The sequence below is a fragment of the Pseudomonas sp. Tav-5-1A genome, from assembly GCF_055755055.1.
The window spans coordinates 6,110,354-6,135,897 of record NZ_CM146901.1; the positions used below are offsets into that span (position 1 = coordinate 6,110,354).

General features: G+C 65.3%; 20 protein-coding genes. All 20 read left to right on the forward strand.

The genetic code is table 11. The annotated features are described in order from the left end of the window. The first annotated feature begins 12 nt into the window (after positions 1-12). The 20 genes from AC0J42_RS28250 (at position 13) to pqqF (ending at position 25,509) form a co-directional block, all read left to right on the forward strand. Positions 13-714 carry a CbtA family protein gene (locus AC0J42_RS28250; RefSeq protein ID WP_473006908.1) on the forward strand — a complete coding sequence of 234 codons (702 nt, stop codon included), beginning with the start codon at positions 13-15 and terminating at the stop codon, positions 712-714. Positions 715-987: 273 nt separating this feature from the next. Then, positions 988-1,449 carry an Lrp/AsnC family transcriptional regulator gene (locus AC0J42_RS28255; protein ID WP_473004680.1) on the forward strand — a complete coding sequence of 154 codons (462 nt, stop codon included), beginning with the start codon at positions 988-990 and terminating at the stop codon, positions 1,447-1,449. 143 nt (positions 1,450-1,592) lie between these two features. Next, the gene (locus AC0J42_RS28260; RefSeq protein ID WP_473004682.1) at positions 1,593-3,275 is read left to right on the forward strand and encodes a flavin monoamine oxidase family protein; all 1,683 of its coding nucleotides are present in this window, start codon (positions 1,593-1,595) and stop codon (positions 3,273-3,275) included. Positions 3,276-3,285: 10 nt separating this feature from the next. After that, positions 3,286-4,086, forward strand: a complete 801-nt coding sequence (locus AC0J42_RS28265; protein WP_473004683.1) for a carbon-nitrogen hydrolase family protein — start codon at positions 3,286-3,288, stop codon at positions 4,084-4,086. A gap of 659 nt (positions 4,087-4,745) precedes the next feature. Then, positions 4,746-5,516: a hypothetical protein gene (locus AC0J42_RS28270; protein WP_416427185.1), complete on the forward strand. Its 771-nt coding sequence runs from the start codon at positions 4,746-4,748 to the stop codon at positions 5,514-5,516. Between the two features lie 48 nt (positions 5,517-5,564). After that, positions 5,565-6,680: a DegT/DnrJ/EryC1/StrS family aminotransferase gene (locus AC0J42_RS28275; RefSeq protein WP_416427186.1), complete on the forward strand. Its 1,116-nt coding sequence runs from the start codon at positions 5,565-5,567 to the stop codon at positions 6,678-6,680. A 5-nt stretch (positions 6,681-6,685) separates the two neighbouring features. Beyond that, positions 6,686-8,203 carry an oligosaccharide flippase family protein gene (locus AC0J42_RS28280; protein WP_416427187.1) on the forward strand — a complete coding sequence of 506 codons (1,518 nt, stop codon included), beginning with the start codon at positions 6,686-6,688 and terminating at the stop codon, positions 8,201-8,203. Further along, positions 8,200-9,129 carry a glycosyltransferase family 2 protein gene (locus tag AC0J42_RS28285; RefSeq protein ID WP_473004684.1) on the forward strand — a complete coding sequence of 310 codons (930 nt, stop codon included), beginning with the start codon at positions 8,200-8,202 and terminating at the stop codon, positions 9,127-9,129. The genes AC0J42_RS28280 and AC0J42_RS28285 overlap by 4 nt, the downstream gene beginning before the upstream one ends. A 7-nt stretch (positions 9,130-9,136) precedes the next feature. After that, a complete protein-coding gene (locus tag AC0J42_RS28290) occupies positions 9,137-9,583 on the forward strand; it encodes a low molecular weight protein-tyrosine-phosphatase (RefSeq protein ID WP_416427189.1) in 447 nt (148 codons plus the stop codon). Between the two features lie 2 nt (positions 9,584-9,585). Further along, a complete protein-coding gene (locus tag AC0J42_RS28295) occupies positions 9,586-11,796 on the forward strand; it encodes a polysaccharide biosynthesis tyrosine autokinase (protein WP_416427190.1) in 2,211 nt (736 codons plus the stop codon). 70 nt (positions 11,797-11,866) lie between these two features. Beyond that, positions 11,867-12,379: a transcription/translation regulatory transformer protein RfaH gene (gene rfaH / locus AC0J42_RS28300; protein WP_416427191.1), complete on the forward strand. Its 513-nt coding sequence runs from the start codon at positions 11,867-11,869 to the stop codon at positions 12,377-12,379. A gap of 36 nt (positions 12,380-12,415) precedes the next feature. Next, the gene (locus AC0J42_RS28305) at positions 12,416-13,417 is read left to right on the forward strand and encodes a glycosyltransferase (protein WP_473004685.1); all 1,002 of its coding nucleotides are present in this window, start codon (positions 12,416-12,418) and stop codon (positions 13,415-13,417) included. Next, positions 13,414-14,661 carry a glycosyltransferase family 4 protein gene (locus AC0J42_RS28310; RefSeq protein ID WP_416427193.1) on the forward strand — a complete coding sequence of 416 codons (1,248 nt, stop codon included), beginning with the start codon at positions 13,414-13,416 and terminating at the stop codon, positions 14,659-14,661. The genes AC0J42_RS28305 and AC0J42_RS28310 overlap by 4 nt, the downstream gene beginning before the upstream one ends. After that, the gene (locus AC0J42_RS28315) at positions 14,630-15,952 is read left to right on the forward strand and encodes a hypothetical protein (protein ID WP_473004687.1); all 1,323 of its coding nucleotides are present in this window, start codon (positions 14,630-14,632) and stop codon (positions 15,950-15,952) included. The genes AC0J42_RS28310 and AC0J42_RS28315 overlap by 32 nt, the downstream gene beginning before the upstream one ends. A 6-nt stretch (positions 15,953-15,958) precedes the next feature. Further along, positions 15,959-17,269 (forward strand): glycoside hydrolase 5 family protein, encoded by a 1,311-nt coding sequence (locus tag AC0J42_RS28320; protein ID WP_416427195.1) that lies wholly within the window; start codon positions 15,959-15,961, stop codon positions 17,267-17,269. A gap of 31 nt (positions 17,270-17,300) precedes the next feature. Beyond that, complete coding sequence (locus AC0J42_RS28325) at positions 17,301-18,407, forward strand: glycosyltransferase family 4 protein (RefSeq protein ID WP_473004688.1); 1,107 nt, start codon at positions 17,301-17,303, stop codon at positions 18,405-18,407. A 42-nt stretch (positions 18,408-18,449) separates the two neighbouring features. Then, a complete protein-coding gene (locus AC0J42_RS28330; RefSeq protein ID WP_416427197.1) occupies positions 18,450-19,652 on the forward strand; it encodes a glycosyltransferase family 4 protein in 1,203 nt (400 codons plus the stop codon). Between the two features lie 15 nt (positions 19,653-19,667). After that, positions 19,668-21,080, forward strand: coding sequence for an undecaprenyl-phosphate glucose phosphotransferase (locus AC0J42_RS28335; RefSeq protein WP_473004689.1), 1,413 nt, complete (start codon positions 19,668-19,670; stop codon positions 21,078-21,080). Positions 21,081-21,132: 52 nt separating this feature from the next. Then, positions 21,133-22,209 carry a polysaccharide biosynthesis/export family protein gene (locus tag AC0J42_RS28340; protein WP_473004691.1) on the forward strand — a complete coding sequence of 359 codons (1,077 nt, stop codon included), beginning with the start codon at positions 21,133-21,135 and terminating at the stop codon, positions 22,207-22,209. 846 nt (positions 22,210-23,055) lie between these two features. Beyond that, the gene (gene pqqF / locus AC0J42_RS28345) at positions 23,056-25,509 is read left to right on the forward strand and encodes a pyrroloquinoline quinone biosynthesis protein PqqF (RefSeq protein WP_473004693.1); all 2,454 of its coding nucleotides are present in this window, start codon (positions 23,056-23,058) and stop codon (positions 25,507-25,509) included. Positions 25,510-25,544: the final 35 nt, after the last annotated feature.

The window sequence follows — 25,544 nt, forward strand, 5'->3', positions numbered from 1 at the left end:
CTCGTCAGGGGCATGCTCGTCGGTCTGTTGGCCGGCATCCTCGCCTTCGGTTTTGCAACAATATTCGGTGAACCCCAGGTTGACCGTGCCATCGCCTTCGAAGAAGGCATGGCGCACATGCACGGCGACGCCGAGGAACCCGAGCTGGTCAGCCGCGAGGTGCAGAGCACCTTCGGCCTGCTGACCGGCGTGGTGGCCTACAGCGTTTCCCTGGGTGGCATCTTCGCCCTGGTGTTCGCCTACTCCCTGGGCCGCATCGGCAAGGTCGGCCCGCGTGGCCTGTCCGCGCTGCTGGCCCTGGCGGCCTTCGTGGTGCTGATCCTGGTGCCGGAAATCAAATACCCGGCCAACCCGCCGTCGGTGGGCAACCCCGACACCATCGGGCTGCGCACCCAGGTGTTCTTCATGATGCTGCTGGTGTCGGTGGTGGCCGCGGTCATCGCCGTCAACGCCGCGCGCAAGGTCATCGCCAACTCTGGCGTGTGGGCTGGCGCCATCGCCGGCGTGGCCCTGTACCTGGTGATCATGGCCGTGGCCGGTGCGCTGTTCCCCACCATCAACGAAGTGCCGGCGAACTTCTCGGCCGACGTGCTGTGGAAATTCCGCACCTCGTCGCTGGGCATCCAGCTGGTGCTGTGGACCACCGTCGGCCTGGTGTTCGGGCCGGTGGCGGAGCGGTTGCTGCAACCCAAGGCGCGCTTTGCCCACGCCTGATCCACGCTGCTCGAAGAGAACCGCGCTCCGGCGCGGTTTTTTTATGCCTGCAGTCTCGCCCGGCTACCTCCCCGTAGCCGCTGCCGCAGGCTGCGCCGGCCCTAAGCCTCGACGCAAGCTCTCCAGCGTACGACATGGCCAGCGCAGCCTGCCGGCAGCGGCTACGGAGTGCAATCTGGACAGTGAGCCGATTAGCTGACTTAATCGGCTCACAAAATGAGCCGATTAGGGCGTCATTCAAGCCAGTATGGATGGCATATCCGCCACTACAACATGACCGACCTGAGCACCCTCCCCCTCGACGAAATCGACCGCAAGCTGATCGCCGCCCTGCAGATCAACGCCCGCGAAAGCGTGGCCGTGCTCGCTCGCCAGCTGGGCATCGCCCGCACCACGGTGACCTCGCGCCTGGCGCGCCTGGAGAAAGGCAAGGTCATCACCGGCTACGGCGTGCGCCTGGGCCAGCGCCTGGCCGATGGCGGCCTGCAGGCCTACGTGGGCATCACCGTGCAGCCGCGTTCGGGCAAGGAGGTGGTGCGCCGCCTCAGCGCCATGGGCCAGGTGCAACAGCTGTGCGCGGTGAGTGGCGAGTTCGACTACGTGGCCTGGCTGCGCACCGACTCGCCGGAGCAACTGGATCAATTGCTCGATCAGATCGGCAGCGTCGACGGGGTGGAAAAAACCACTACGTCGATCATTCTCAGCAGCAAGGTCGACCGCGGCCAACCAGTCTGATCATGGCTTTCGTCATATTGCAGCGAATCACGTCATTACGACGACACTCTGCGCCTTAATTACGACACGACCGCTCCCTAAAATGGCTGGCATCCCTTTCCTATACTGAAAGATCCGCTCAGTAGCCGCCCATAAGGTCGACCATGACTCAGCACAACCGCCACCCCGCCGACGGCAAGAAGCCGATCACCATCTTCGGCCCGGACTTTCCCTTCGCCTTCGACGACTGGATCGAGCACCCGGCCGGCCTGGGTGTGATTCCCGCCGAGCACCACGGCGCCGAGGTGGCCATTGTCGGTGCGGGCATCGCCGGGCTGGTGGCGGCCTACGAATTGATGAAGCTGGGCCTCAAGCCGGTGCTGTACGAAGCCTCGAAAATGGGCGGCCGGCTGCGCTCGCAAACGTTCGAGGGCACCCAGGGCATCGTTGCCGAGCTGGGTGGCATGCGCTTTCCGGTGTCCTCCACGGCGTTCTACCACTACGTCGACAAGCTGGGGCTGGAAACCCGTCCGTTCCCCAACCCGCTGACCGCCGCCTCCGGCAGCACCGTCATCGACCTCGAGGGCCAGACCCACTACGCCCGCAGCATCGCCGACCTGCCGGCGCTGTTCCAGGAGGTCGCCGACGCCTGGGCCGACGCCCTCGAGGCCGGCTCGCAGTTCAGCGAGATCCAGCAGGCCATCCGCGACCGCGACGTGCCGCGCCTGAAAAGCCTGTGGAACACGCTGGTACCGCTGTGGGACGACCGCACCTTCTATGACTTCGTCGCCACCTCCAAGGCGTTCGCCAAGCTGTCCTTCCACCACCGCGAGGTGTTCGGCCAGGTGGGCTTCGGCACCGGCGGCTGGGACTCCGACTTCCCCAACTCGATGCTGGAAATCTTCCGCGTGGTGATGACCAACTGCGACGACCACCAGCACCTGGTGGTGGGCGGCGTCGAGCAGGTGCCCCTGGGCATCTGGCGCCATGTGCCGGAAAAATGCGCGCACTGGCCTGCCGGTACCAGCCTCAGCTCGTTGCACCACGGCGCGCCACGCTCGGGGGTGAAGAAGATTGCCCGCGACCCGGACGGCCGCTTCGCCGTCACCGACAACTGGGGCGACACCCGCCATTACGCGGCAGTGCTCGCCACCTGCCAGAGCTGGCTGCTGACCACGCAGATCGAGTGCGAGGAGTCGCTGTTCTCGCAGAAGATGTGGATGGCCCTGGACCGCACCCGCTACATGCAGGCGTCAAAAACCTTCGTGATGGTCGACCGGCCGTTCTGGAAGGACAAGCACCCGGAGACCGGCCGCGACCTGATGAGCATGACCCTGACCGACCGCCTCACCCGCGGCACCTACCTGTTCGACCACGGCGACGACAAACCGGGGGTGATCTGCCTGTCGTACTCGTGGATGAGCGATGCGCTGAAGATGCTCCCGCACCCGGTGGAAAAACGCGTGAAGCTGGCGCTGGACGCACTGAAGAAAATCTACCCTGACGTCGACATCGCCGGGCATATCATCGGCGACCCCATCACCGTCTCCTGGGAAGCCGACCCGCACTTCCTCGGCGCGTTCAAGGGCGCGCTGCCCGGCCACTACCGCTACAACCAGCGTATGTACGCGCACTTCATGCAGCAGGATATGGCGGACGAGCACCGGGGCATTTTCATCGCCGGCGACGACGTGTCCTGGACCCCGGCGTGGGTGGAAGGCGCGGTGCAGACTTCGCTCAATGCGGTGTGGGGCATCATGAAACACTTCGGCGGCCACTGCCACGCGGACAATCCGGGGCCGGGCGACGTATTCAATGAAATCGGCCCCATCGCCCTCGCCGAATAAGGAGCGCCCCATGCATGTAGCCTTGTGCCAATGCACGCCGCAGCCGCTGGCCGTGATCGACAACCTGGCCCGCCTGCAGGCCCAGGTGCGCGCCGCCAAGGCACTGGGCGTGCAACTGCTGGTATTCCCGGAGATGTTCCTGACCGGCTACGACATCGGCGTGGCGGCCGTGCAACGCCTGGCTGAAGCCGCCAACGGCCCGTCGGCCCATGTGATCGCTGGCATCGCCGAGGCACATGGCATGGCCATCGCCTACGGCTACCCGGAGCGTGGCGCCGATGGCCAGCTGTACAACAGCGTGCAGTTGTTCGACGGGCGCGGCAACAGCCGGCTCAATTACCGCAAGACCCATCTGTTCGGTGAACTCGACCGTGCCCTGTTCAGCCCTGGTGGCGACCACTACCCGGTGGTGGACCTGGACGGCTGGCGAGTCGGCGTATTGATCTGCTACGACATCGAATTCCCCGAGAACGCCAGAAGACTGGCTCTGGCCGGGGCCGAACTGATACTGGTGCCCACCGCCAATATGCTGCCATTCGAGTTTATCGCCGACGTGACAGTGCGCAGCCGCGCGTTCGAAAACCAGTGCTTCGTGGTCTATGCCAACTACTGTGGGGCAGAGGGATCCCTGCGTTACTGCGGCATGAGCAGCATCGTTGGCCCCGATGGCAAACGCCTGGCCGATGGCGGCGCAGGCCCGGCGCTGAGCCATGCGTTGCTCGATAGAGAGGCATTGTCAAATGCACGCCAGGCCAATGATTATCGCCAGGATCGACGCCCCGAGTTGTACCGTCCACTCAGCGCGCAGTAGTCAATATACCGCCAAGTGCCCAGCCCTCATTCCGAGGGCTTTCGTTTTTTTGGCGTCGGTAAATAATCCGTCGCTGGCGCCCGCCCCCAATGGCCTGCAAGCCAGATGGCACGCCGCCCCCAGCAAATACAAGGGTGGCGCGCTCCGAAATTGGGGAAAACAGGGCAAAGCGCCATGAATCGGTGAAAAAGCCAGCAAAACGCCAGCGTCAACTTTCCTACCTCTATACATATCAATAACTTAACCAGCCCTAACCACCGATTTTACCGGCCGGGCGCATTTTTTGACAAAAGCCATTGACAGCCTGTTGAAGACGGTCGATATATCTCTTCACCCACCGCCAAAAAGTTGTGGGAGAGCCGCACCGAAGAGTACGGCCAGGCAGCAGTCCTGAAGTACTTTGTGTAGTCCTGCCAACACTTAACCTTAATTGCCTTGACTCGCCTTTTCGCGGGTCCGTATGGGTTTTGACAACGCACTGTGCAACAAGCTTGTTTTCACGAGCGGGCGGTAGCTTTGTCCAAATAAAACGTTTTTCGAGTGGGCCGTAAGTGTCGGACCGGGCGGTAGCTTTGCCCACTGAAAGTTGCAAAACAATAAAAGCGTCGTTGTCCCGCCTTCGCGACCTTCCTAATAAAAACCGCAGCGAGTTTGTTGCCATGTCGCCACTGATCCATATCGATGAAGCCACCTCGGCCCGCTTGGTCAATGACATGAACACCCAGGGGCATGCCACCCTGGAGGGCGCCTTGACCGAGGACGGCTTGAACCAACTGCGCGCCTACGTCGAGCAGCAGGCCGCGCGCCACAACAACCAGTACTTCGCCTACCACGGCTACCCGGCGCTGGCCGGCAGTGCCCTGGCGGCGCTGGGCAAGTCCCCGGAATTCAAGGCCATGCTGGCCCGCCTGCACGCCCAGGGCACCGGCCGCGAGGCTGCCAGCGACGAGATCTTCCCGGTGCTGCGGTGCGTGCAGGGCGGCACCGGACGCAAGGAATCCAACGCCTTCCACTACGACGCCACCCTGGTGACCATGCTGGTTCCCATCTTCACCCCCGACCAGGGCGAAGAGCGCGGCGACCTGATCCTGTTCCCCAACCTGCGCAAGGTGCGCTCATGGGTATTGGTAAATGTACTGGAAAAAACATTATTCCAGAATGCACTTTGCAGAAAGTTCATAAGTGCTTGTATTGATCGAAAAATACTAAAACCAAGTACGTTGAGAGTTGTCCCCGGCAACGTGTATTTCTTTTGGGGGTATCGCTCTCTGCATGCCAACCAACCGTGTGACCCGGCGTTCCGCCGGGCCACGGCGTTATTCCACTTTGGCGACCCGCATGCCGGCAGCCTGGTAACGCGGTTGATATTGAAGCTGAACCAGCATCGCGCTCGCAAAGTTGTAGCGCGCACCGATGCACCACTGTCCTGAGTACGCCTTGACGCTGCCACCCTGGGTGGCCCTTGCCGGGAGAATTCCATGATTAACGTGACCAAGTCCTATCTGGGCAACATCGACAAGTTCAAGGCGTACGTGGACCTGATCTACGCCTCGCACTGGATGACCAACCACGGCCCGCTGTGCTGCGAGCTGGAAGAACGCCTGAAAGAGTTCCTGGGCGTGCGCAACCTGATCCTCACCAACAACGGCACCCTGGCCCTGCAAGTGGCCTACCGGGCCCTGGGCCTGAGCGGCAGCGCCGTGACCACGCCGTTCAGCTTCGTGGCCACCAGCAGCACCCTGCAATGGGAAGGCATCCGCCCGGTGTTCGGCGACATCGACCCGCGCACCTGGAACATCGACCCCGAGCAGATCGAGTCGCGCATCGGCTCCGACACCAGCGCCATCGTCGCCACCCACGTGTTCGGCAACCCCTGCGACGTGGAAGGCATCGACGCCATCGCCAAGCGCCGCAACCTCAAGGTGGTGTACGACGGCGCCCATGCCTTCGGCGTGCGCCACGCCGGGCAGTCGGTTTTCAACTGGGGCGACGCCAGCACCCTGAGCTTCCACGCCACCAAGCTGTTCCACACCATCGAGGGCGGCGCCATCGTCACCCAGGACGATGACCTGGCGCGCGAAATCCGCAAGCTGTGCAACTTCGGCATCACCGGCGTGGATCGCATCGAAGGCCTGGGCACCAACGCCAAGCTCAACGAATTCTCCTCGGCCATGGGCCTGTGCGTGCTGGACGACATCGCGCACATCTTCGAGCAGCGCGCCGAGATGGGCCACTACTACGAGGAGAAGCTGCGCGGCCACGTCGACCTGCAAGGCATCAACGACGACAACGACATCAACTACAGCTACTTCCCGGTAGGCCTGCAGAACCAGGCCGAAGCGCTGGCAGTGCGCGACGCGCTGCAGGCCCAGGGCATCAACCCACGGCGCTACTTCTACCCGTCGCTGGACACCCTGGACTACCTGCAGCCCCAGGCCGCGCAGCCACACTCGCGCGGCCTGAGCCAGCGCATCCTGTGCCTGCCGATCTACCCGGGCCTGGAGCGTGCCACCCAGGACCAGGTCATCGACACCCTGCTGCGCCAGCGCGACCAGGCGCAGCCGCAGGATGCGTCGCTGGCCCACGCGGTATAACGGCTATGACCAAGCGCTCGGTGGTGCACAACACCACGATCAGCTACCTGGGCCAGGCCTATGCGCTGCTGGTGGGGATCCTGATCATGCCGTTCTACCTGCGCCACCTGGGCGCCGAAGTGTACGGGGTGATCGGTTTCTACACCGTGCTGCAGGCCTGGCTGACCCTGCTGGACGCCGGCATGTCGCCGTCGCTGGTGCGCGAGGTCGCCCACCATCAGGGCGCGGCCCGTGAACAGCACCTGGCCGGCTGGCTGTTGCGCTCCTTCGAGCTGATCTTCCTGCCACTGGCGCTGCTGTGCGTGCTGGGCACCTGGCTGGCCAGCCCGTGGATCGCCGGCGAATGGTTGAACGCCCAGCACCTGGCCCCGCACACCCTGGCGTTGTGCGTGGCACTGATGGGCCCGCAAGTGGCCTGCCGGCTCTACGCCACCCTGTACAAGAGCGGCCTGCAAGGCCTGGAACTGCACGCCTGGCTCAACGGTGCCAACGTCGCGGTCGCCACCCTGCGCTACTTCGGCGGCCTGGCGCTGGTGGCCTGGGTGTCCCAGGACCCGGTGGTGTTCTTCGTCTTCCAGGCGGCGGTGGGTGTGTTCGAAGCGCTGCTGTTCGCCGCCAAGGCCTGGCGCCGCCTGCCACCGCCACGGCTGGCGAGCGGCTTCAACTGGGCGCTGGTCAAGCCGGTGCTGCCGTTCGCCGCCAGCCTGTCGCTCGCCGCGGTGCTGTGGATTCTGCTGACGCAACTGGACAAGGTGCTGCTGTCGTCGGCCCTGTCCCTCAAGGACTACGGCTACTTCTCGCTGGTGGCGCTGGTCAGCACCGGCATCCTGATGCTGATCAACCCGCTGGTACAGACCCTGCTGCCACGCATGACCGCGCTGATGGCCCAGGGCCGCGAAGCCGACATGCAGCAGCTGTACCTGGCCGCGCACCGCTTCGTCGCCACCTTCATCGTGCCCCTGGGCGTGGTGGTGGCCCTGCACGGCGGGGCGCTGATCTACGCCTGGAGCGGCGACCGCGAGGCCGCCAACTGGGTGGCACCGATCCTGTTCTGGTACGCGCTGGGCAGCGCCATCCTCTGCCTCAGCGGTTTTCAGTTCTACCTGCAATACGCCCACGGCCGCATGCACCTGCACCTGCGCTACAGCCTGGTGTCGGTGGCGGTCACCGTGCCGGTGCTGATGCTGGCCGTGCATTACCAGGGCGCCCTGGGCGCCGCAGTCGCCTGGTTCGTGCTGCGCCTGGTGGCATTCGCGGTGTGGCCGGCCTTCATCCACCGGCGCCTGGCCCCTGGCATCCAGCGGTCGTGGCTGCTGGACGTGCTGCGCATCAGCCTGATGAGTGCCCTGGGCGTGGCCCTGACCCAACCGCTGGTCAACGCCCTGGTCGGTGACAACCGACTGCAGACCTTCTTCGCCCTGGCCCTGTGCGGGCTGGTCACCCTGCTGCTGGTGGCCGGCAGCTACCGGCCCTGGCTGCAACGGGCGGTCCTGATCTTCAACAAACCGAGCACGCAACGATGAACAGCAGACTCGAAAGCGACATCATGAAAAACTGGGGCCCTGCTCGCGACCCGCTGCTGAGCATCGTCTGCCCTACCTACAACCACGAGCGCTTCGTGGCCCAGACCCTGGACAGCTTCCTGGCCCAGCAGACCGATTTCCCCTTCGAGATCGTCATCAACGATGACTGCTCCACGGACGGCACCGCGGCCATCGTCAGCGAGTACGCCAAGCGCTACCCGAACATCATCCGCGCGCTGCTGCAAAGCGAGAACCAGTACCAGCAGGGCAACCACCCTTGCCCCGGGCTGTTCCGCCTGTCGCGCGGCAAGTACATCGCCTTCTGCGAGGGCGACGACTACTGGACCGACCCCTTCAAGCTGCAGAAGCAGGTCGACTTCCTGGAAGCCCACCTGGACTACGTGCTGACCTACCACGACGCCATGGCCTTCAGCGACCAGGGCCTGCAGGGCATCCAGTTGCAAGGCAAGGGCCAGAGCGACGCCACCAGCCTGGAGCTGATGAAGGGCCGGCCCATTTCCACCCTCACCACCTGCTTCCGCAACGTGCTGCACGACATGCCCCGCGAGCTGCGCGGCGCGCCGCTCAATGACCTGGTGTGGTGGTGCCTGCTGGGTGCCCACGGCAAGGGCAAGTACCTGGGTGACATCGCCCCGGCGGCCTACCGGGTGCACAGCGGTGGCGTGTTCTCCATGCGCTCGGACAAGAAAAAGCTGCAGATGACCCTCAACACCTACGCCGCGCTGGCCAACTACTACTTCCGCATCGGCAACCAGCCGCTGTACGAGCACTGCCTGGTGCAGGTGTTCGGGCTGTCGCTGTCGGCGATCTCGCCGGTGAAGAAGCTGCTGGCCCTGGCGCTGATGGCCCGCAACATCAGCGTCAACCTGTTCCGGCGCCTCACCGCGTCCACGGCGCGGGGCTGAGACGGCCATGTTCAGTAACGTCCTGTTTGTCTGCGTCGGCAACATCTGCCGCAGCCCCATGGCCGCCGCGCTGCTGCGCCACCGGGTGGCCGGGCGCCTGGCCGTGAATTCGGCGGGCGTGCAGGCCCACAACGGCGCACACATGGACGTCGAGGCCCGGGCCGTGCTCAAGCAGAACCGCATCAAGGGCGGCGACCACCGCGCCTGCCAGGTTACCCCCGAACTGCTGCACTGGGCCGACCTGGTGCTGCTGATGGAACACGAACAACTGCACCGCGTTGTACGCCTGGCCCCCGAAGTACGGGGCAAGGCGTTCCTGATCGGCAAGTGGCAGAACGACCTGCAGATCGCCGACCCCTACCGTCGCCCCAAGAACGCCTTTCAGCAGACCTACACGCACTTGTCGCGCTGCGTCGATGACTGGATGCCCTACCTGAGTATCGAGGACCAATAAAAATGACTGCAATGAGCCGCTCTTCACTGGAGTACTACCAGGATACTCAGCTGGACCTGGCCACCATCCTGCGCACCCTGTTCGACCACAAGCGCCTGATCGCCTCCGTGGTCGGCAGCTTCGCCGTGGCCGGCCTGGCGTTCGCCATCCTGGCCACGCCGATCTACCAGGCCAACGTGATGATCCAGATCGAACCCAAGCGCGTGGGCCTGGACGCCACTCCGGAAATCAACACCAAGCCCAATGCCGTGTCCCAGGCCACCGCCGAGATCGAACTGATTCGTTCGCGCTCGGTGCTGGGCCAGGTGGTCAGCGAACTGAACCTGGACATCGTCCAGCAGCCCAAGCGGGTACCCGGCATCGGCGGCTACATGGCCCGTCACTTCAAGCCCACCGCCGAACAGCCAGTGGCCGCGCCAGTGCTGGGCCTGGACAGCTTCGCCTGGGGTGGCGAGAAGATCGCCGTGTCCACCCTCGAAGTGCCGGACAGCCTGCTGGGCAAGAAAATGACCCTGGTGGCCGGTGACAACGGTCAGTACCGCGTGCTCGACAGCGACGACAACCTGCTGCTCAAGGGCCAGGTCGGCGTGCTGGCCAGCGCCGGCGATATCAGCCTGAAGGTCGACACCCTGCAAGCCCGCCCGGGCACCGAGTTCAACCTGGCGCGCAACCGCGCCCTGGTGACCCAGCTGGCCTACCAGAACAAGCTGAAGGTGGTGGAAGCCGGCAAGGACTCGGGCATCGTCTACCTGTCGCTGGAAGACCCTGATCCGGTCCAGGCGAACACCGTGCTCAACGACGTCAGCCGCCTGTACCTGCAACAGAACATGCAGCGCACCTCGGCCGAAGCCGAACAGCGCCTGCAGTTCCTGCGCTCGCAACTGCCCATCGTGCGTGGCGAACTGACCAAGGCCGAAGACGCCCTGCATGACTACCAGATGCGCAGCAAGTCGGTGGATATCAGCCAGGAAACCACCGCCCTGCTCAACCAGGTGGTGTCGGTGGACAACACCATTTCCGAGCTCAAGCTCAAACGCCCTGACCTGGACCGCCTGTACACCCGCCAGCACCCCACCCAGGTGGCGCTGACCAACCAGATCAACCAGCTGGAAGCACAGAAAGCCGCCATGCAGGCCAAGGTCCGCGTGCTGCCTGAAACCCAGCAGGAACTGCTGCGCCTGACCCGCGAGCAACAGGTCACCAACCAGACCTACACCCAACTGCTGAACAAGACCCAGGAACAGGACATCATCCGCGCCGGCAACATCGGCAACGTGCGCATCATCGACAAGGCCGACGCCAACGTCGAAGAACCGGTGAAGCCGATGCGCAAGCTGATCGTGCTGCTCTCGGTGCTGCTGGGCGGGCTGGTGGCCGTGGCCATCATCTTCATTCGCCAGGCCTTCGACCGCGGCATCGTGAACCCCGACGACATCGAGAACCTGGGCATCCCGGTGTACGCCTCAGTGCCACTGTCGCGCCTGCAGGAACGCCTGAACAAGGGCCGCCAGCCACGCAGCGGCGGCGCCGACGCCAAGCTGCTGAGCGTCGCAGAACCCACCGAACTGGCGGTCGAGTCGCTGCGCAGCCTGCGCACCAGCTTGCACTTCGCCATGCTCGAGGCGCGCAACAATGTGCTGATGATCTCCAGCCCCAGCCCGGCGGTGGGCAAGTCGTTCGTCAGCGCCAACCTGGCGGTGATCATCGCCCAGACCGGGAAGAAAGTGCTGCTGATCGACGCCGACATGCGCAAGGGCTACCTGCATAAAGTGCTGGGCCTGCAACCGCGCCACGGCCTGTCGGATGCCCTGGCCGCACGCCTGAGCAATCGCGAGGTGATCAACGCCACGGCGGTGGACAACCTGCACTTCATCTCCTGCGGCTTCGCGGCGCCTAACCCGTCCGAACTGCTGATGCACGACAACTTCCACAAGCTGCTGCGCGAGCTGTCGCCCAAGTACGACCTGGTGATCATCGACACCCCGCCGATCATGGCGGTCACCGACGCTGCCCTGGTGGGCCGCCAGGCGGGCACCACGCTGCTGGTGGCGCGCTTCGGCAAAAGCTCGATCAAGGAAGTGGAAAGCGCCAAGCGCCGCCTCGCGCAGAACGGCGTGCTGGTCAAGGGTGCCATTTTCAACGGCATCCAACGCAAGGCTGCCACGGCCGAATACGACTGCTCTGCCTACAACTACGGCCCCTCCAAGAAGTGACCGGCCAGCCATGACCCCAGGCCTTTGACACCCCCCGCGCCACCGCCGGGGGGCAAGCGAGAACAGCACCATGAGCCACTTCACTGACAGTTCCAATTGGTACCTGATCCAGACCAAGCCACGCCAGGAAGGTCGTGCCGAAGAACACCTGATTCGTCAGCAGTTCGAGTGTTTTCGCCCGCTCAAGGCCAACCCCGATAGCGCCCGCAAGGCACGCAAGGCCGTCGAGGAAGAGCTGTTCCCCGGTTACCTGTTCATTCGCCTGGAAGAAGGCGACAGCTGGTACCCGATTCGCTCCACCCGTGGCGTCTGCCGCATCGTGGCCTTCGGCGGCGCGCCCTGCCCGGTGCCCGCCAGCCTGATCGCGCAGATCCGCCAACGCCTGGCCGCGCCGCAACCGGTGCCCAGTTTCAACCAGGGCGAGGCCGTGATGGTGCGCACCGGCAACAGCGAGATCCAGGCCATTTTCCTCAGCGACGACGGCCAGGAACGGGCGGTGATCCTGCTCAACCTGCTGCAACGCGAACAGCGCGTCAGCCTGCCCAAGAGCAGCCTGTCGCGCGTGGCCCTGCCAGCCTGCTGAACCTGCGCCAGCCAAACAACAAGAGGGGGATCCGCCATGCTTGCGACTACCACCCTGGTCACCCTGACCTACGGGGACCGGCTTCACTACCTGACAACACTGATTGAGCGCTCGCTGGCCTGCGCCGAGATCGCCCAGGTGATCGTGGTCAACAACGCCGCCAGCGCCGACCTGGGCCAACTGCTGCGCCGCTGGCCCGTCCAGGTGCAGATCATCGACCTGCCCAGCAACACCGGCTCGGCCAACGGCTACGCCGTGGGCATCAACGCCGCGTTGCAGGCCGGCGCCGAATACATCTGGCTGATGGACGACGACAACGCGCCAACCCCCGGCGCCATCGAACTGCTGCATCAACGCCTGGCCGAGTGCTCGCGCAAGCTGGGCCGTGCCCAGGTAGCCGTGCAAGGCTTCCGCCCCACCCACCAGGCCGACATCGCCGCCGGCGTGCCACGGCGCTTCGCCTTCCCGCACCGTTCCAGCTGCTTCGGCTTCCACATCGCCCAGCTGCCCTACAAGCTGTGGCGGCGCCTGCCCTGGGGCAAGCCCCACGCCGACAGCCTGCACCACAGCCTGGTGAAGCTGCCGTTCGCCACCTATGGCGGCCTGCTGGGCCACCGCGCCATGTACGAGAACATCGGCCTGCCGCGCACCGACATGATCCTGTACGCCGACGACACCGAATACACCCGGCGCATCACCGCCAGCGGCGGGCACATTTTCCTGGTCACCGACGCCCAGCTCGAAGACCTGGAGCACTCGTGGAACATCAAGGCTCGCACCGGCAACATCTACGAGGCCTTCCTGCTCGGCGATTCCGACCTGCGCGCCTACTACACCGCCCGCAACCAGGCCTGGTTCGACAAGTTCGTGTGGGCCCGCTGGGGCTGGATGTACAGCCTCAACCGCGCCGTATTCATGACCCTGCTGCACCTGGTGGCCTGGCGCCGTGGCACCCACGCGCGCTTCGCCCTGCTGCAGCAGGCCATCGCCGATGGCGAAGCCGGCCGCCTTGGCCTCAACAAGTTGTTCCCGCTATGAACGTGCTCTTCCTTTCCAGCCTGTACTCGCCAAACATTGGCGGCGGCGCTGAAATCGTGCTGCAACGCACGGTCGAAGGGTTACACCGGCGTGGCATGAGCGTGTGCGTGCTGACCACCGGCGCCGCGGCCGGCCTGGTCGAGGACCAGGTCAAGGGCGTGAAGGTGTACCGCGCCGGCGTGCTCAACACCTACTGGCACTTCAGCGACCAGCGCCCCAACGCCCTGGCGCGCCTGGGCTGGCACCTGCGCGACCGCTACAACATGGGCATGCGTGCCTATGTGCGGCAGGTGATGCAGCAGGAAAGCATCGACCTGGTGGTGTGCCACAACCTGGGTGGCTGGTCGGTGGCGGTGTGGGATGAAATCGCCAAGGCCGACGTGCCGATCGTGCAGGTGCTGCACGACATGTACCTGCTGTGCCCCGGCAGCCTGATGTTCAAGAAGCGCCAATGCTGCAACGGCCCCTGCACCCTGTGCCAGACCTTGCGCCAGGGCCACGCCGAACGTTCGGCGCAGGTGGACGCGGTGGTGGGCGTCAGCCACTTCCTGCTCGACCGCCTGCACAACGCGCGGTTCTTCCGCAACGCCTCGTCCCATGTGATCTACAACGCCAGCCCGCGGGTGGAAGAAGTCATGCCGCACTGGCCCAAGGGCCGCCTGGCCCACAGCGAGCCGCTGCGCTTCGGCTTCCTGGGCACGCTGTCGGACCACAAGGGCGTGCGCTGGATGATCGAGCAGTTCAAGCGCCTGCCGTTCAACGCCACCCTGCAGATCGCCGGGCGCGGGCAACAGGACTACGAGCGCGAGCTGCGCCAGCTGATCGGCGATGCCGAGAACATTCACCTGGTGGGCTACCAGTCGCCCGAGAGCTTCTACCGGCAGATCGACGTCGCCCTGGTGCCGTCCCTGTGGCACGAGCCCTTCGGCCTGGTCGCGGTGGAAGCCTGCGCGCACTCGGTGCCGGTGATCGCCAGCCACCGCGGCGGCCTGCCGGAGATCATCCGCGAAGGCATCAACGGCCTGCTGTGCAACCCCGACGAGCCCGACTCGCTGGGCCTGGCCATGCTGCGCCTGTACCGCCAGCCCGAGCTGCGCCGGCAACTGGCCGGCCAGGCGCGGGCCAGCGTGGCCCCCCTGCTGGACATCGATCGCATGCTCGACAGTTACCAACAGCTGTTCTTCCAGGTTTACCAGAACCGAGGCGCCCATCATGCAAACCAGCCTGCCTCCGAATCGCTCTAGCCGCGCACCGCGCATCGCGCTCAGCAAGTCGCTGATCGTGGTGCTGGTGGCCATCAGCCTGATCGTGGTGGAGACGTTCTCCGGCGCCCTGCGCTTCTACCTCGACCAGGCCGGCGCCTCGGCGCTGCTGTACCTGCCCAAGGCCGCCTGCCTGGCGCTGTTCGCCGTGGAGCTGCTGACGTTCAAGGGCAGCCGCAGCTTCTGGATCACCCTGTTGCTGTTGGTCAGCGCGGCACTGCTGGGCATGCTCCACGGGGCGGCGCTGAACAACGTCGGCTTCGCCTTCTACATGTACGCCCCGTTCCTGTTCGCCCTGGTGTGCGGCACGCACCTGGAGCACCGCAAGCGCCTGCTGGCGGTGGTGGTACTGCTGTGCCTGGCGGCGTCGCTGGCAGGCCTGGCCCTGGACAAGTACACCGCGGTGCCCTGGAAGGGCTACAGCTACAGCATCGGCGACACCGAGGTCAGCGCCAACATGAGCTGGAATGAAAACGGCGTGGACCGCATCGCCGGCTTCACCCGCATGTCCACGGTGCTGTCGGTGATGATCGCCGTCTTCAGCCTGTACCTGACCGCCTTCATGCGCTCCAACATCCTCAAGCTGCTGATGTTCGGCACCTGCATGGTGGCCATCTACCTCACCACCAACAAGTCCACCGCCGTGGCCTACGCCTGCACCGTGCTGATGTTGCCCCTGCTGCAACACCGCCTGACCTGCCGGGTGATCTTCACGGTAGTGGTGGCCATGGGCATCGCCCTGCCGGTGATGGGCCTGATGATGACCTTCGACAACAACGCGGACTCGGCCCAGAGCGGCGTGCTGGCGTCGTTTTACGACCGCCTGATGAACACCTGGCCGAACCTGGTGTTCAACCAGTGGAGCCAGGGCTGGACCTGGCTGGGCGCAGGCTTCGGCATGGTCGGCAGCACTGCCAGCGCCTTCCCCATCTACAGCGCCAGCGCGCCGGTGGTGGCCGACAACAGCGCGCTGTACCTGTGGGCCACCTTCGGTGCCGCGGGCCTGGTGGTGTACTGCCTGATGATCGCGCTGATGATCGGCCTGCGTGACAAGAGCACGCGCCTGTCCAGGGCGCTGGTCAGCGTGTGCTTCTGCCTGACCCTGATCAGCTGGACCACCGACGTGCCCGAAGCCTCGGTCGCCGCACTGTTCCTGGGCTTCGCGGTGTCGGTGGCCCTGCGCCGCAAGGCCATGCCTGCCGCAGCCCGTCGCGCCAACCCACTGCCCAGACTCCGACCCCCAGCCCTTGCCCTGCCCGTGCGAGCCCTGTGAGCGATCATGCGAAGACTGCCTCTCTATCTGGCCCTGGCCGTCCAGGGCGCCATGACCACCGGAGTGGTGGCAGCCGCCGAGCCGTTCATCGTCGGTACCACCACCCATTTGATGGACGGCTCGCCGCTGCTGGCGCGCCAGTTTCAGCTGGCCAGCGAAGCCGGCATCAACTCGGTGCGCGAGGACGCGTACTGGGCCCGCGTGGAACTGGCCCCGGGGCAGTTGCAGTTCCCCACCAGCTGGCGCGAGTACGACGCGGCCAGGACTGGCCGGGGCATGGCCAACCTGGTGATCCTCGACTACGGCAACCAGTTCTACGAGAACAACGCGCTGCCGCGTACCCCGGCGGTCAGCAATGGCTTCGCCAGCTACGTGGACTTCGTCACCCGCGCCATGGCCGGGCGGGTGAACCTGTACGAGGTGTGGAACGAGTGGGACCTGGCCGGCGCGGGCGACCGCAGGCTGAGCGACGACTACCTGGCCCTGGTCAAGCTGACCAGCCGGCAGATCCGCCAGAACGACCCCAAGGCCAAGGTGCTGGCCGGCGCCGTCACCACCGCAGGCATCAACGAAGGGTTTGCCGACCGGCTGGTGCAGGGCGGCGTCGCGGACTGGGTCGACGGCCTGTCCCTGCACCCGTACGTGCACTGCTACGGCGACAGCGACGTGCGCAAGACGCCGGAAGGCTGGATTCAGTGGATGACCGCGGTGGACCAGCGCCTGACCCGCCTGGCCGGCAAGCCAGTGCCGCTGTACCTGACCGAGATGGGCTGGCCGACCAACACCGGCAAATGCGGCATCGATGAAGACACCCAGGCCCAGTACCTGGCCCGCGCCTACTTCCTGGCCAAGACCCGGCCCAACATCCGCGGCATGTGGTGGTACGACCTGGTCGAGGACGGCACCGACGCGGAGGAGTTCGAGCACCACTTCGGCCTGCTGCGCCCCAACCTCGCGCCCAAGCCGGCCTACAACGTGCTCAAGGCCATCAGCCCGGTGCTCACCCAGTACCGCTACGACAGCCTCAAGAGCCTGCAGGCCGGTGACCTCTACCTGCTCAATTTCGCCAAGGGCGACGAGCAGGTGCTGGTGGCCTGGACCGTCGGCCAGCCGCGCCAGGTCAAGATCGAAGCCAACGGCCGGCAGCAGGGCCCGGTACAGACCCTGGACACCCGCCACCCCGAGCGTGGCCGGGTCACTTCGGGGCAATGGCAGTGCCCCAAGGCTGAAGAAGAACACTGCACCACGGTCATCACGCTGGACGTTTTCCCCCGAATCATCAGCCTGGGCACAGCCAGTTGGCTGTTCACCCGCTGAGCGACAAGGCCAAGCCTTGAAGGAACGAACGATGGTTGTCATCAATGCTCGTTTTCTCACCCAGGAGCTGCGCGGCGTGCAGCGCTTCGCCGAACAGGTGAGCCTGGCCCTGCAGGCCCGGCGCCAGGACGTGGTGTTCGTCTGCCCCGACCGCATCCAGATGCACGACACCGCCCGGCGCCTCAATGTGCAAACCGTCGGCCGCCATGGCGGCCACCGCTGGGAACAGCTGGAGCTGCCGCGCTACCTGCGCAGCCAGGGCTCGCCGCTGCTGGTGTCGTTGGGCGCCACCGCACCGCTGATGTACCGCAACCAGATCGCCACGCACCACGACATCACCTACGTGCGCCACCCCAGGAGCTACACCTGGGCGTTCCGCACCAGCTACCGGGTGATGACGCCGATTTTGCTGCGGCACCTGAAAAACCTGATCACCGTGAGCGACTTCTCGCGGCGGGAAATCTCAGAGTTCTATGACTTTCCCAAGGAACGCATCCTGGTGGTGCCCAACGCCGTCAGCGACGAATTCCAGCCCGGCGTTGCCGGCAAGCAGCGCAGCCCCTACCTGCTGGCCGTGTCATCGCCCAGCGAGCACAAGAACTTCACCCGCATGATCCAGGCCTTCCTGCAGCTGCGGGGCCACGAGCGCGTGCAGTTGCGCATCGTCGGCGGCGCCAACGGCATCTTCGCCGACGCCAACCTGGAGCGCCTGGCCAACAGCGACCCGCGCATTCGCTTCCTTGGCCGCCTCAGCGACGAAGAGCTGATTACCCAGTACCAGGGCGCCGCGGCCTTCGTCTTCCCCTCGCTGTACGAGGGGTTCGGCATCCCGCCCCTGGAGGCCCAGGCCTGCGGCTGCCCGGTGCTGGCCGCCAACGCCGCCTCGATTCCCGAAGTGCTGCAGTCCAGCGCGCTGTACTTCGACCCCCTGGACGTGGAGCACATCAGCCAGGCCATGAACCTGGTGCTGACCAACCAGTGCATCCGCCAGCAACTGCGCACCCTGGGCCTGCACAACGTGTCGCGTTTCGACTGGGAGCGCTCGGCGGCGCTGGTCAGCGAACGCATCGACACCCTGCTCGCCGAACCGCCCCCACACCGCGGCGCACTGCCCTTGAACGCCAGCGTACCCAAATAATCGCGGGGCCCCGGCCCTGCCATAACAACAATTGGTGGCATCATGAAAATCGCAATCGTCCATGACTGGCTGGTGACTTACGCAGGTGCCGAGCGCGTGTTGGCCGCACTGCTGAAAATCTGGCCCGACGCCGACCTGTTCTCGGTCATCGATTTCCTCAGCGACGAGGACCGCGCCCACCTGGGTGGCAAGCGCGCCCAGACGACCTTCATCCAGCACCTGCCCAAGGCCCGTACCCGCTACCAGCAGTACCTGCCGCTAATGCCGCTGGCCATCGAGCAACTGGACCTGTCGGGCTACGACCTGATCATTTCCAGCAGCCACGCCGTGGCCAAGGGCGTGCTCACCGGCCCCGACCAGCTGCACATCAGCTACGTGCACTCGCCCATCCGCTACGCCTGGGACCTGCAGCACCAGTATCTGAACGAGGCTGGCCTGAGCCACGGCCTCAAGAGCAAGGTGGCGCGCATGATCCTGCACTACATGCGCATGTGGGACCAACGGACCGCCGCCGCCGTGGACGAGTTCATCGCCAACTCGCAGTTCATCGGCCGGCGCATCGACAAGGCCTACCGCCGCCACTCCACGGTGATCTACCCGCCCGTGGACACCCAGGGCTTCGACCTGCAACCGGTGAAGCAGGAGTACTACCTGACCACCTCGCGCATGGTGCCCTACAAGCGCGTGCCGATGATTGTCGAGGCTTTCCGTGCCATGCCCGACAAGCACCTGATCGTGATCGGCGACGGCCCGGAAATGGAAAAATGCCAGGCCGTGTGCGGGTCCAACGTCACCCTGCTGGGCTACCAGCCCTTCGCCGCCCTGCGCGAGTACCTGCGCAACGCCAAGGGCTTCGTCTTCGCCGCCGAGGAAGACTTCGGCATCAGCCCGGTGGAAGCCCAGGCCTGCGGCACGCCGGTGATTGCCTTCGGCCGTGGCGGCAGCCTGGAAACCGTGCACGGCCTCGATCACGAGCAACCCACCGGGGTGTTCTACCACCAGCAGACCATGGCCGCGATCATCGAGGGCGTCTGCGAGTTCGAGCGCAATGCCCACCGCATCACCCCCCAGGCCTGCCGCGAGAACGCCGAGCGCTTCTCCGAACAACGCTTCGAGCGGGAAATGCGCCAGTTCGTCGAGAGCCGCTGGGCCCAGGAGCATCCGCCAGTGGCCCTGCCCCTGGCCGCCAACGGCCCGCGCCTGAGCCTGGCCCCCGTGCTGGCTGCCAGCGTGAAAACCTTGTGAGTGGGGAGGTCTGTCATGGCAACACCCTTCAAAGGCATCCTCCAGGCCCACCAGTCGGCCTTGTCCCTGGCCCATCGTGCCCTCGACCTGGCCGTGATCGCGGCCTGCAGCCTGTGGTTCGCCTGGCTGCAGGGCCGCCTGCACGACAGCGACACCTGGCTGCGCCTGATGGCCACGGTGATGATCTTCCACTGGCTGTGCGAGTACCACCAACTGTACGGCTCGTGGCGCGGCGAGCGGGTCAAGCGCGAGCTGATGCGGGTCTTCAACTACTGGGCGCTGACCTTCTGCTGCGTGATGCTGGCTGACTACCTGCTGACCGGGCCCGAGATTGTCCTGGACCGCCAGCGCATCGCCTGGTTCGCCCTGATACTGTTCGCCCTGTGCGGCTACCGCCTGCTGATCCGCAGCACCCTGCAGGCCTTGCGCCGCCGCGGCTTCAACACCCGCAGCGTGGCCATCGTCGGCACCGGCACCGTGGGCGAGCGGCTGGCCTGCTCCATCGCCGCGGCGCCCTGGATGGGCCTGCGCCTGCTGGGTTTCTACGACGATGCGCCGCAGCAGATGGCCCTGGACCAGCTCAACCGCCGGATCCCCGTGCTCGGCGGCCTCGACCAACTGGTGCTGGACGCCCGCGCCGGGCGCATCGACAAGGTCTACATCACCCTGGCCATGAGCTGCGAGCCGTCGCTGTGCACTCTGGTCAAGGGCCTGAGCGACACCACGGCGTCGGTCTACCTGATTCCCGACGTGTTCATGTTCGACCTGCTGCATGCCCGCAGCGAAAGCATCAACGGCCTGACCAGCATCAGCCTGGTGGACACGCCGATGGACGGCTCCAGCCAACTGGTGAAGCGCTTCGAGGACATCGTCGTCAGCAGCCTGATCCTGGCGATGATCGCCCTGCCAATGCTGTTGATCGCCCTGGGCATCAAATTGACCTCCGCTGGCCCCGTGTTTTTCCGCCAGACACGCTATGGTTTAGATGGGCGACCGATCATGGTCTGGAAGTTCCGCAGCATGACCGTGCAGGAAAACGGCCACGAGGTGGTGCAGGCCAGCCGCAACGATTGCCGGGTAACGCCTTTCGGGGCCTTCCTGCGGCGCACGTCCCTGGACGAGTTGCCTCAGTTTTTCAATGTGTTGCGCGGCGACATGTCGATCGTCGGCCCTCGCCCCCATGCAGTGGCGCACAACGAGCAGTACCGCAAGCAGGTCAACGGCTACATGTTGCGGCATAAGGTCAAGCCCGGCATCACCGGCTGGGCTCAAGTCAACGGATGGCGCGGGGAGACCACGACCTTGGACAAAATGCAGAAACGCATCGAGTTCGACCTCGATTACATCGAACACTGGTCCGTCTGGCTGGACCTGAAAATCATTGTGCTGACCCTGGTGAAGGGTTTCGTGCACAAAAACGCTTTCTGACTCCTATAAGACCAATGCCGGAGAAAATGCCTTCTCCAAGGAAGACTTTGCCATGAAGCGATCGATACTCGGCGTGTTGCTCATTACCGCGCTGGTCCAAGGGTGCGCTTTCGCCCCCGGCCAGCACATGACCCCCGATGATGCGCAAGACCAGGACACCGGGCCGGTGACAGTGGTGCCGATTACCTCGGCCACCGTCAACCAGCAGCGAACCATCTACAAGCCGCAGCCCATACCCGCTGCCCTCACCAGCTACCGGCCCGGTGACTACCGCATCGGCCCGGGTGACAACCTGATCATCACCGTGTGGGAACACGCCGAGCTGAACTCGCCCACCACCCAGACCCAGGTCGAGGCCAGCGCCCGCGTGGTGCGCCTGGACGGCACGCTGTACTACCCCTACATCAACTCGATCAAGGCCGGCGGCCTGACCGTGCCGGAGTTCCGTTCCAACCTGCAGAAAGCCCTGGGCCAATACCTGACGGGCGCCCAGGTGGACGTCAACATCCAGGCTTACGACAGCCAGAAGGTGATCATCTCCGGGGCGGTGAAAAACCCCGGGCCGCAGTCGCTGAACAACATCCCGCTGAACCTGGTGAACGCCATCAGCCGCGCGGGGGGCGAGACCAGCGACGCCAACCTGGCCAACCTGATCCTCAAGCGTGATGGCCATGAATACGTCATGGACATCGACACCCTGAACCGCACCGACTCGCGCCTGAACGAGATCTACCTCAAGGACGGCGACCAGCTGCACCTGGGCAACGACCACGCCAACAAGGTCTACGTGCTGGGCGAGGTGCAGAAGCCCCAGGTGATGAACTACGGCACCAGTACCTTCAACCTGATGGAAGCCATCGGCAACGCCGGCGGCCTGAGCCAGGAAACCGCCAACGCCGAGGCCATCTACGTGATCCGCGGCGCGCAGGATGGCAACGGCCAGCCGCCGACGGTGTTCTACCTCAACGCCAAGAAGCCCACGGCGTTCCTGCTGGCGCGCCAGTTCGACCTGCGGACTTCGGACGTGGTGTTCGTCGGCCCGGCCAACATTACTCGCTGGAACCGCTTCATCAGCCAGCTGCTGCCGTCGGCTACTGTCGTAGGGACGACGGCCGCGTTCAGCCACTAAGGCAGATGCTGGCCGGCAACTGATCCTGACCTTGATCTAGATCTGCCGTTGATCTGGCTTTTGATCTGCTGTTGATCTGCTGTTGATCTGCTGTTGATCTGGCTCTTGATCTTGATTGTATGCCCCGTAAAGCGCCAGGGCCGACTGGAGGCGTCGATCAACGGGCTGCCCGAAGGGCCGAGGCCGCAGGCCGAAGAGACGGTAACCCGCAGGCTTCTATAGCGGGTGCCGTCTGCCCGTTGAGCGGCGCCGGAAGGAGGGGACCCGTAGCGCAGCGGAGGGCCCAAGCAGGGGCAAGCGTTTTTTGCTTACTTTTTTTGGCGTTTGAAAAAAAGTGAGTCGCCGTAAGGGCGAAACGGTCGGTGATCGCACCGCGAAAATGGATATGTCCGAAACCCTCAAAAGCGGGATCCACATATCGTGAACATATCCATTACCGAGGGTGATGCACAATCACCTTTTCGGCCTTACGCCGAGTCACTTTTTGACAGACGCCTCAAAAAGTAACCAAAAAAGGCTTGCCCCTGCTTGGTCCCTACGCTTCGCTGCGGGTCCCCTCCTTCCGGCGTCGCCCAAGCGGCCGACGGCCCGGAATAGAAGCGCCTCCGGTTCCGTCTTCCCCGGCTACGCCAGGGACCGCTTGGCCAACGCCTCCAGTCGGCCCTGGCGCTTTACGGGGCACACAATCAAGATCAAGGGCCGCACGGGATCAAGATCAAAAGCAGCACGCGGTGTTATCAGTTCATTCCCAAAAGCCCGCCGGCAACCCGGCGGGCTTTTTGCGTTATATGCCTTGGCAAACTTCCGCTAGCATTAGCCACATACCGCAATGCCAACGGAACCGTCATGCCCGATGCCGCCCCCCCTGAATTCGCCTCCCTGGTGCTGGACAACGGCCTGCGCGTGCAGCTGCGCCACGACCCGCGTCTGAAACGCGGCGCCGCCGCCCTGCGCGTGGCGGCCGGCAGCCATGACACCGACCCGGCGTTCCCCGGCCTGGCGCACTTCCTCGAACACCTGTTCTTCCTGGGCACCGCGCGCTACCACGACGACAACGCGCTGATGCCGTTCGTCCAGCGCCACGGCGGGCAACTGAACGCCAGCACCCGCGAGCGCACCACCGACTTCTTCTTCGAGTTGCCCACCGAGTCCTTCCCCGGCGCCCTCGAGCGCCTGTGCGAAATGCTCGCCCAGCCACGCCTGGAGCGCGAATACCAGCTGCGCGAACGCGAAGTGCTGCATGCCGAGTTCATCGCCTGGAGCCGCGACCCCCAAGCCCGTCACCTGCAGTGGCTGACCGCGCCCCTTGCCGCCAGCCACCCGCTGCGCGCCTTCCACGCGGGCAACCGCTACAGCCTGCCGGTGCCGCGCGAGGCATTCCAGTACAGCCTGCTGGCGTTCTACCAGCGCTTCTACCAGGCCGGGCAGATGACCCTGTGCCTGGCCGGGCCGCAGCCGCTGGACGAGCTACGGCAACTGGCGCACAAGGCCGGCGCGCAGCTGCGTGCCGGCAGCCTCAGCCCGCGCAAGGCCAGCCCGGCCCTGCTGGACACCGCGCCTACGGCCATGGACGTCTTGGACCCCAGCCGGCTGAACCTGGTGTTCGCCTGCCATGAGGTGCCGGGCGACAGCGCTACCGCCATCGACTTCCTGGCCACCTGGCTGACGTCGCAGCAACCCGGCGGCCTGCTGGCCGAGTTACAGCGCCGCGGCCTCGCGGAAGGCCTGAGCCTGACGCCGCTGTACTGCTTCGACGACCAGGCGGTGCTGAACATCGAGTGCAAGCTGACCGCCGCCGGCGAGCCCATGCGCCCGCTGATCAGCGAGCTGTGCCTGGCCTGGCTGGAGTTTTTCCAGTCCCACGACGACTGGCAGAGCCTGCGCGAGGAATACCGCCTGCTACGCCAGCGCCGGCAGCTGGTGAGCACCGCCCTGGAACTGGCGCGCCACGACAGCGAGCACTTCGGCCAGGGCCATGACCTGGGCATCGGCCAGCCCGCCATCAACGCCCTGCGCGCCCTGCTCGGCCAGTTGCGCGGCGACACCATCCTGCATGGCCCGCTGGCACGCCTGGCCACCGACACCGACGTCAAATGGCGCCTGCCCCAGCGCAACCGCTTCCTGCGCCCCAGCCGCCGCCCGGACCAGATGGTGCCGCCACCCGCCTGCCTGGACGTGGTCAACACGCCGCAGTCGGCCAGCGCCGAGGGCTGCCTGTACCTGCGCTGGCGGGTCAAGTCAGCCCAGCGCGCCAGCCTCTGGCGGCTGCTGGACCACAACCTGGCCAAGCTGCGCGCAGAGGCAAGCCAGGCCGGCGTGCAGATGACCTTCACCAGCCTGGGCGACGACTGGCAGCTGCGCCTGTGCGGGGTGCAGGAGCCTATGCCGGCGCTGGTCGAGCAGGCGCTGGAAAACCTTACGCAGCCGGCCCCCGAAGTGTGGCGCCAGGCCAGCCAGCTAAGCGCGCCTGCGCCCCTGATTCCCATCCGCGAGCTGCTCAAGCGCTTGCCGGAGCACAGCCTGGGTTATTTCCAGGCGCCTTCACGCGGCCGCGACGAGCAACTGCAACCGCCGTTGCTGCAGCGCCTGTGGCACGAAGCCCGCTGGGACGGGCTGGCCGTGGGCCTGGGCATGGGTGTCAGCCAGGCCATCAACGTGGCGCTGCTGCGCATGCCCGGCCGCGCCGACGGCCATTTGTGCCAGCCCCCGCTGCCGCTGCACGGCCGCACCTGGAGCCAGGTGGCCACCGAGTCCAATGAGCAGGCACTGCTGCTGTTCTGCCCGGCGGCCGGCGAAGACATCATCGACCAGGCCGCCTGGCAGATGCTCGGGCAACTGTGCCAGGCGCCGTTCTATCAGCGCATGCGCGTCGAGCTGCAGCTGGGCTACGCGGTGTTCAGCGGCTTCCGGCAGATAGCCGGGCGCCCGGGCCTGCTGTTTGGCGTGCAGTCGCCCAGCACGCCGATGGCCGAGATCCTGGGGCATATCGAGACGTTCCTGGCCGCGCTGCCAGCGCTGATCCGGGCCCAGGCCGGCACCTCGTTGAGCAACCAGTGCCGCGACCTGGCCGCGCGCACCAGTCTGGCTGACATGGAACTGGGCCAGGCCGCCGAAAGCCTTTGGCAAGCGCGTCTGGGTGGCCATTCGTCCGATTTCATCGATCAACTGCGCAAGGCCTTCGGGCGCCTGCGCAGCGATTCACTGCTGCAGGCCGCCGGGCAATTGCTGGAGGCTCAAGCTGGCTGGTTGTGCCTGGCCAACGGCCCCGCGGTGGGCGCGCAGTGGCAAGTGGCGGAGTGATCATTACGCAGGCTGTAATGAGCTTTCTCAGCCGT

Bases quoted from the DNA above. Each gene is read 5' to 3' on its own strand.
- AC0J42_RS28305 (WP_473004685.1), top strand. From the start codon at position 12,416: ATGCTTGCGACTACCACCCTGGTCACCCTGACCTACGGGGACCGGCTT.
- AC0J42_RS28290 (WP_416427189.1), top strand. From the start codon at position 9,137: ATGTTCAGTAACGTCCTGTTTGTCTGCGTCGGCAACATCTGCCGCAGC.
- AC0J42_RS28285 (WP_473004684.1), top strand. From the start codon at position 8,200: ATGAACAGCAGACTCGAAAGCGACATCATGAAAAACTGGGGCCCTGCT.
- AC0J42_RS28325 (WP_473004688.1), top strand. From the start codon at position 17,301: ATGGTTGTCATCAATGCTCGTTTTCTCACCCAGGAGCTGCGCGGCGTG.
- AC0J42_RS28260 (WP_473004682.1), top strand. From the start codon at position 1,593: ATGACTCAGCACAACCGCCACCCCGCCGACGGCAAGAAGCCGATCACC.
- AC0J42_RS28315 (WP_473004687.1), top strand. From the start codon at position 14,630: ATGCAAACCAGCCTGCCTCCGAATCGCTCTAGCCGCGCACCGCGCATC.
- pqqF (WP_473004693.1), top strand. From the start codon at position 23,056: ATGCCCGATGCCGCCCCCCCTGAATTCGCCTCCCTGGTGCTGGACAAC.
- AC0J42_RS28340 (WP_473004691.1), top strand. From the start codon at position 21,133: ATGAAGCGATCGATACTCGGCGTGTTGCTCATTACCGCGCTGGTCCAA.
- AC0J42_RS28255 (WP_473004680.1), top strand. From the start codon at position 988: ATGACCGACCTGAGCACCCTCCCCCTCGACGAAATCGACCGCAAGCTG.
- AC0J42_RS28320 (WP_416427195.1), top strand. From the start codon at position 15,959: ATGCGAAGACTGCCTCTCTATCTGGCCCTGGCCGTCCAGGGCGCCATG.
- rfaH (WP_416427191.1), top strand. From the start codon at position 11,867: ATGAGCCACTTCACTGACAGTTCCAATTGGTACCTGATCCAGACCAAG.
- AC0J42_RS28265 (WP_473004683.1), top strand. From the start codon at position 3,286: ATGCATGTAGCCTTGTGCCAATGCACGCCGCAGCCGCTGGCCGTGATC.
- AC0J42_RS28280 (WP_416427187.1), top strand. From the start codon at position 6,686: ATGACCAAGCGCTCGGTGGTGCACAACACCACGATCAGCTACCTGGGC.
- AC0J42_RS28270 (WP_416427185.1), top strand. From the start codon at position 4,746: ATGTCGCCACTGATCCATATCGATGAAGCCACCTCGGCCCGCTTGGTC.
- AC0J42_RS28310 (WP_416427193.1), top strand. From the start codon at position 13,414: ATGAACGTGCTCTTCCTTTCCAGCCTGTACTCGCCAAACATTGGCGGC.
- AC0J42_RS28250 (WP_473006908.1), top strand. From the start codon at position 13: ATGCTCGTCGGTCTGTTGGCCGGCATCCTCGCCTTCGGTTTTGCAACA.
- AC0J42_RS28295 (WP_416427190.1), top strand. From the start codon at position 9,586: ATGACTGCAATGAGCCGCTCTTCACTGGAGTACTACCAGGATACTCAG.
- AC0J42_RS28335 (WP_473004689.1), top strand. From the start codon at position 19,668: ATGGCAACACCCTTCAAAGGCATCCTCCAGGCCCACCAGTCGGCCTTG.
- AC0J42_RS28275 (WP_416427186.1), top strand. From the start codon at position 5,565: ATGATTAACGTGACCAAGTCCTATCTGGGCAACATCGACAAGTTCAAG.
- AC0J42_RS28330 (WP_416427197.1), top strand. From the start codon at position 18,450: ATGAAAATCGCAATCGTCCATGACTGGCTGGTGACTTACGCAGGTGCC.